Genomic DNA, 2,061 nt, shown 5'->3' on the forward strand with positions numbered 1-2,061 from the left:
TGTGACCCTGTCTTTGTGACCCTGTCTTTGTGACCCTGTCTTTGTGACCCTGTCTTTGTGACCCTGTCTTTGTGACCCTGTCTTTGTGACCCTGTCTTTGTGACCCTGTCTTTGCACTAACCTTTCGAGGAACGCACATGGCACAAGCAAGATATTGTTTACACAAGCTCTGCTTGCTGGCTAGGCCACATCAAGCAGAGCTTGAAGGTATGCATTCCCAAGCTGGAGCTTAGGAACGAGACACCCCAGTTATTCTTGATTTTCCTCAACTAATTGTGGGTCGAATAAGGCTTTCTGCTGGAATACCTAATTGATTATGTAGCTTCCAGATCATAGGCAAGGTCAGTGAGCGCTTACGATTCAGGATTTCATAAACTCTATTTAATCTACCAATCATAGGCACTAAATCTTTTGGAGTAAGCCCTGATTGCTCCATTCGAAATTTGATAGCTTCAACGGGATCAGGTAAATCAACGGGAAAATGTTTAGCTTCATAAGCCTCTACCAAGGCTAACAATATTTCAAATCGATCACCTTCCAGCGTGCCTGGTTCAGGTTCATTTTCAAAATAGCCGGAAACTTCAAGCATGACAGATTTATAGTCATTTTCTGTATGGATAGGACGGATTTCCATAATTATTACTCCAATTCTATAGTTTCGGCATCAATGGCATCGTACTGCGCATGTGTGCCAATGAACTTGATATAAACAGCGCCAAACCGATAAGCAACTGCCACTACCAATCGGTAATCATTGCCTTTGATGTTAAACACAACCCGACGATTCTTTAGAATACTGGCACTACGGTACGTTGCCTTAATATCGACAGGTTGTGTCCATGTAGTTTTTTTGACTTCATCTAGCCAAGCTTTCAAGTGCTGCTCTGCATTAGGGTGAAGTGCCCAGAACTCACGAAGAATTTTTATGGCAACAATTTTCATAGGTCAATTATAGTCCCATAACGGGATTGATCAAGCTTATCATTTTGCTGTCAATTGATGGCTAACAATTGTATTGATCATCTTTAAGCGTAACGGGGTTTGCAACCCCGTTACTCACGTTTTGCAAGTTGTCAACGGGTTTAAACGTTTCGGACGGGGTTGTAAACCCCGTCCGGCTTGGGATGGAACTTGGGAACGATGCAAAAAAACAAAAAATCACTGTCCGCCGCGCACCAGGCGAAAATTAGCACCTGTACATATTTCCCGCAAAACTTTCGATAAATTAAAGCCATAAGCCTAAGCAATCCCGTTTAGGCGCTAACCTTTCGAGGAACGCACATGGCACAAGCAAGATATTGTTTACACAAGCTCTGCTTGCTGGCTAGGCCACATCAAGCAGAGCTTGAAGGTATGCATTCCCAAGCTGGAGCTTGGGAACGAGACACAGCGTAACCCGACCTATTCGGCTATACGGCCATAAATAGAAAACGGAACAAAAAATTCATAAAGCGTTTCGGGTGCAATGTCGATGTCATCAGGCCAGGTAACCGTACCGTAATCGACATGAGCTAACGAGAAGAATCCAGGATTTTCCAAGCGACGAAATACCGGGTAGTGCAAATAAGGCTTCATATCAAAATAGCGTCGCTCGCCGTCACTGAAAGTCAGAAGCAAGACAAAATCAGGCGCAATCTCAACAGAATTAACATTAATCATCACCAGCTTTCTTAGCGCAAAGGATCAATTGGGAATACCGGCTGACCACTTGCTGCCAACGACCAATCGGCCATTAACTCATCTTCATGAATAGCGATCCACGCCTGTACCATGCGCAATTTTTTGGCGGGAATGTCACCTTCCAGAAGATTGCCATCTGGAATGGAAATCACAGCTTGCACGCCTTGATATTCAATATGAAGATGGGGTAAGTGATGTTGTTGGGTATCCATAAACAGCATCCGGATAATAATCCCGTAAAACCTCTGTACATGACAAAAAATATAACTCATTGAAATAGAAAGCATAATCCATATATCCACGTTTTTTTGCCAAGGTGGAAACTGGATATGCAGCAAATAGGGCAGCTCTCGACAGAACTCAACCAAACGTTCAACTGGA

4 protein-coding genes are annotated in these 2,061 nt (G+C 43.5%); all 4 read right to left on the reverse strand.

The annotated features are described in order from the left end of the window. Window positions 1-265: 265 nt before the first annotated feature. Window positions 266-634, reverse strand: a complete 369-nt coding sequence (locus tag U1E26_11220) for a transcriptional regulator (GenBank protein ID MDZ4170204.1) — start codon at window positions 632-634, stop codon at window positions 266-268. 5 nt (window positions 635-639) lie between these two features. Further along, the gene (locus tag U1E26_11225; protein ID MDZ4170205.1) at window positions 640-942 is read right to left on the reverse strand and encodes a type II toxin-antitoxin system HigB family toxin; all 303 of its coding nucleotides are present in this window, start codon (window positions 940-942) and stop codon (window positions 640-642) included. Between the two features lie 459 nt (window positions 943-1,401). After that, window positions 1,402-1,659, reverse strand: a complete 258-nt coding sequence (locus U1E26_11230; protein MDZ4170206.1) for a DUF2442 domain-containing protein — start codon at window positions 1,657-1,659, stop codon at window positions 1,402-1,404. Between the two features lie 11 nt (window positions 1,660-1,670). Beyond that, window positions 1,671-2,061, reverse strand: a 391-nt coding sequence (locus U1E26_11235) for a DUF4160 domain-containing protein (GenBank protein MDZ4170207.1), incomplete at its 5' end; no start/stop codon positions are given.

The sequence above is a fragment of the Coriobacteriia bacterium genome, from assembly GCA_034370385.1.
In the GTDB taxonomy this organism is placed as follows: domain Bacteria; phylum Actinomycetota; class Coriobacteriia; order Anaerosomatales; family PHET01; genus JAXMKZ01.